At 41.4% G+C, this 2,592-nt stretch carries 2 protein-coding genes; both read left to right on the top strand.

What is annotated here, in order from left to right; all coding sequences use genetic code 11:
* The first annotated feature begins 318 nt into the window (after positions 1–318).
* The gene (locus A3761_RS22300) at positions 319–1,692 is read left to right on the top strand and encodes a DUF6160 family protein (RefSeq protein ID WP_068739311.1); all 1,374 of its coding nucleotides are present in this window, start codon (positions 319–321) and stop codon (positions 1,690–1,692) included.
* A 318-nt stretch (positions 1,693–2,010) separates the two neighbouring features.
* On the top strand, positions 2,011–2,592 hold a 582-nt coding region (locus A3761_RS22295), incomplete at its 3' end, for a hypothetical protein (RefSeq protein WP_156492037.1).

Genomic DNA, 2,592 nt, shown 5'->3' with positions numbered 1-2,592 from the left:
GGCTCTATTTAACTCAATATTTTGTATTGTTTTTCTTTATGTCGACATTTTTTTCTTTCTTAAATTCTAAAATACGCCCGAAAACAGCCTTCAAATGTCAAATTCTGTTAAAAACCCTTACATTTCTGCCTAAAGGTTACTCTCCGTAACTTTTTGTGAAAGCAATCACGGTAAATAGAAATCAAAATACATATTATGATCTCACTGGCGAGCAACACAGCTTGTTAGAAAAAAATGAAATCATATAAATCAAATGATCGCGTTAAGACACATAAGTCTAAGACAGTTTTAACGTAACCTAAATATTAGGAGAATAATATGAAAGGCCTGAAAAAAATCGCACTAGTTTCTGCAATCGCTGCTGCTTCTGCTGGCGCACAAGCTGAACTTAAAGCTCTAGACGACTCAGCAATGGGCGAGCTAACTGGTCAAGCTGGTTTGACTATCGATATAGAATCTAAAGTTTCTATCGGTCAGTTCATGTATAAAGATGCTGGTAGCCTATTCATCAACGATATCAAAATCGGTGGTAACCAAAATCTTACTGATGACCCGAATAACCTAGCAAACAACACTGACATGCTTGACAATATCCGTATGAACATCGATATTGCTGGTTCCGCTGCTACTGGCGAAAACATTTTAGATCGTGGTTTGTCTGATTTTTACGGTGCTGAAGGTCTAGCTGCATTGGCTCTAGCATACGGTGCTGTAGATGACGGTCGTCTAGCTGGTTTGGCTGGCGGTATCGAAGCTAACGCTGGTGGTGCATCTTTGACACAGCTAGAAGCTAACAATGTACAATTTGATCCAGTAAATGCTCCTGGTGTATCTGTTGTTCAAGCAATTGCAACTGCAACTGGCGGAACATTCGTTAAGGGTCGTGTTGGTATCGAAGACGGTGACTTGTTAATTCACGAAATCGCTACTGATCCATTGGCTGCTCTTGTCAGTGCTGATGACCTTATCGCTGGCGGTGCTACTGCACTTAGTGGTTACACAACTCAACAAGTTATCGACGCAGCTGTATCAGCGGTTGATTTCAAATACGAAATCGGTGCAATCGGTATTGCAGAGTCTTCTTACCAGGAAGGTGCAGATCTTACTACTGCACAAACTACTACTTTGATCAGTGACCTAAGCATTGCTGGTTACTTGGGACACAAAGATATCCATATCGAAAACAATGGTAATGGTTTCGGCGCTACTGACACTGATGGTAACGGTCGTATCTCTAATGCTGAAGCTACTGATGTTGCTACTGGTTCTACTGGTTACGGTGATGCGAACTCAAAAATCCACATGGATAGCTACTTCAACATCACTGATTTAGATGTTTACATCGATATCGCTGGTGTTCAGATCAACGATCTGAAAATCCACAACCACCGTGGTGACACTTCTGGTCTAGACGGATTGAATGCATTCGGTTTCGCTCACTCAATGCGTGACATTTACGCTGTTAAAGACGCAGTTCTTGATCTAGGTTCTGTTGCTTTGAACCCAGCTGGTCAAGTTTTCCAAGGTACCAACACAAGAGAAGGTTATGTTGACGGTATCGCAATCAACACTACTTCTAAGTTTGACCTAGATATCGGTTCATTGTCTTTCGGTGACACTGGTACTTCTATCGGTAAAATCTACTTGACTGATGTGACTAACACTACAAACTGGACTATCTCTGCTCACTAAGATCTTGATCTTAGCTGAAGCTGGATACGAAAGTGTTTAGTTAAGTTAGAAGCAAAACGAGAAACCGCCTCACATTGTGAGGTGGTTTTTTTAGTTTCTGTTGTCTGTAAATTCTGTTGGCAGGGAAATGTGGGGTAGGCTTTTGTGGCTAAAAGTGTTTGTTATGAAATTCCGTTCACTGCCTCGTTCACATTATAAAAAATGCCTAACAAAAGTCACAAATTCTACTGATTCACTGTAGACATTCTTCTCTCGCCCAGATAATTTATATCCACAACAGTTTTATCTCACCGTTATAATAATGATTGGAGTCTCTATATGAAGATGTTGAAATTTGGTTGGATACTGCTTGGTTTGCTGTTCTCAGTGTCGAGCACCTTAGTATCAGCTGAAGAAGGCAAAAGAAAAATAAAAGCAGAAGATCTTGTCGAGGCGCCAATTGCCGAGAGCGCTGTTGACCTTAACCAAGTGAGGCGGGGTAAGGTTACTGAGGAGCAAGCGATCGCGCAGCTTAAATATATGATGGTGCAGGGTTGGATGCGCATGGAAAAGAACTTGCTTGAACGTGGTGAATTTTTACCTTTTGGGATGGTACTTTCCCCGCAGGGTGAATTTAACGTGTTAGCTATTGAGCACCAAAATCTTGTTAAAAAGGATTTTCAACTAGCCTCAATCATTCAATATTTAAAGCGTATTGCTAAAACTCGTGCAAAGTGGGGTGTCGGCTTAATGTATATTGAAACAAGAAAGAATGCTGATGGCTCATCCATGGACTACATTCGAGTAGTGGCAGAGCATATAGCGGGCTGGGCTAGATCGTGGTCTTACCCTTATAAGGTGGTAGATGGTGAAGTTAAGCTCGGCGCACCAAAGGAGACGGTTCTGAAGCCCATCTATTTT

Source organism: Oleiphilus sp. HI0123 (genome assembly GCF_001635315.1).
This window is presented reverse-complemented; position numbering and strand designations above follow the sequence as displayed.